Here is a 1,709-nt window from a genome sequence, read left to right on the forward strand (position 1 = left end):
CTGCGGCTCGCCGTAGTCGGTCAGCAGGACGTTTCCCGGCTTCACGTCGCGGTGCAGAATGCCGGAGCGGTGCGCGGCCTCCAGCGCCCCGGCGAGCTTGACGCCGATGCTGAGCACCTCGGGCCAGGGCAGGGGACCCTGGCCGCTGACCAGGCCCCACAGCGACCCCTTGTCGTGGTAGGGCATGACGATGAACGGCCGGCCGCTGCGGGTGGTGCCGGCCTGCAGGACCGTGACGATGTGCGGGTGACCGGAGAGCCGGCCCATAGCGCGCTGCTCGCGCAGGAAGCGGTCGAGGTTGTCGGGGTCAAGGTCGTTGGTGAGTACCTTGACCGCCACCCGGCGGTCGAGCTCAGGCTGGGCGCAACGGTAGACGACCCCGAATCCCCCGCGCCCGATCTCCTCGACATCCTCGAAGTCGAGTTCCGCGGCGACCCCGGCGATCAGATCCTGCTGGATCGCCTCTGCGTCCACGTCGGCCATCGACGATCTCTGTCCTCGCGAGTAAGGCCGGTGCGCCTTGCACTGGTCGTGTCACCATATCGCGGAATGACCTGGGGCGATGGCGGGAAAATTTGGGCTCGAACAGCCAACTTGTGGTGGTCCCGGCTGGGATCGAACCAGCGACCTTCCGCGTGTGAAGCGGACGCTCTCCCACTGAGCCACGGGACCGGCGCCGAGAGGCGAACGACGTCGAAGACTAGCACGGACCGGCTCCCCAGTATGGGCCGCGTGCGCCTGTCGGGGTCTGCGCTAGCCTGGACGCGGCTCGTACCGAGAAATTTGTATGTGCCCGCTCACGTCGACTATCGTCGTGCTTCGCAACGGGCGACGATCTCGTCCGAGGCGCGCGGATGTAGCGCAGTTGGTAGCGCATCACCTTGCCAAGGTGAGGGTCGCGGGTTCGAATCCCGTCATCCGCTCGAAGGTGCAAGTGGCATCAATCCCAGCGGTGGAGTGGCCGAGTGGTGAGGCAACGGCCTGCAAAGCCGTGCACACGGGTTCGATTCCCGTCTCCACCTCCAGCTTTTGATCCCGGCGCGATTAGCTCAGCGGGAGAGCGCTTCCCTGACACGGAAGAGGTCACTGGTTCAATCCCAGTATCGCGCACCAGTATCACCCCAGGTGAGAGCCGGTATCTAGGCGGGCTTACCAGTGGTCATGCAATAGCCACGCTCCCGGGTCACTAAACCCATAACTCCTGGGTCTTCGTCTCTAAGAGAGCTGCTTGAGAAAAGAGATGTACAGCAACATACGTACGTCTCATCCCATCATCACCACCCACGATTAGCACGCCGTCGACGCCAACCCATCCACGAACGTGAAGAGCGTCGCGAGATCGCCAGACACAACACTCACGGTGACGCCGTGACCACGGCATCGCGTTCTTTGAACTCTGCTGGTGTCGAGATCGTGCTAGGGACAGCGGCTAGCGAAAGGACCGCGACGATGATATCCGCGTTTATTGCTGGCGCGTTGGTCTTGTCGCCGTTGTCGCCGGCGCCGGGGGATCAGTGTCCGTTCGGGGCGCCTCCCACGACGGATGTGCAGGGCAAGACGATGGTGTGTGTACATCACCATGAGTTGAACCATACGAACATTTGGGAATACCCCGCTGAGTAACCGTTTGGGTGCACCGTCCGCGCGGCTAGCGGCCCCGTAACTGAGTCACCAAATAGCGCTTGGATCCACCTCTTTGGCTCTACACA

At 63.1% G+C, this 1,709-nt stretch carries 1 protein-coding gene and 4 tRNA genes; 3 read left to right on the plus strand and 2 right to left on the minus strand.

What is annotated here, in order from left to right; translation table 11 throughout:
* Together A9X05_RS25455 and A9X05_RS25460 are read right to left on the minus strand one after the other, a co-directional pair.
* On the minus strand, positions 1 to 483 hold a 483-nt coding region (locus A9X05_RS25455), incomplete at its 3' end, for a serine/threonine-protein kinase (protein ID WP_156736983.1).
* Between the two features lie 114 nt (positions 484 to 597).
* Positions 598 to 672, minus strand: a tRNA-Val gene (locus tag A9X05_RS25460).
* A 178-nt stretch (positions 673 to 850) separates the two neighbouring features.
* Between A9X05_RS25460 and A9X05_RS25465 the strand changes: the two genes are divergently transcribed.
* The 3 genes from A9X05_RS25465 to A9X05_RS25475 all read left to right on the plus strand — a co-directional run bounded on the left by A9X05_RS25465 (position 851) and on the right by A9X05_RS25475 (position 1,113).
* A tRNA-Gly gene (locus A9X05_RS25465) sits at positions 851 to 923 on the plus strand.
* Between the two features lie 28 nt (positions 924 to 951).
* A tRNA-Cys gene (locus tag A9X05_RS25470) sits at positions 952 to 1,025 on the plus strand.
* Positions 1,026 to 1,038: 13 nt separating this feature from the next.
* Positions 1,039 to 1,113, plus strand: a tRNA-Val gene (locus tag A9X05_RS25475).
* The last annotated feature ends 596 nt before the right edge of the window (positions 1,114 to 1,709 follow it).

Source organism: Mycobacterium sp. E3298, assembly GCF_001666895.1.
Taxonomy (GTDB): domain Bacteria; phylum Actinomycetota; class Actinomycetes; order Mycobacteriales; family Mycobacteriaceae; genus Mycobacterium.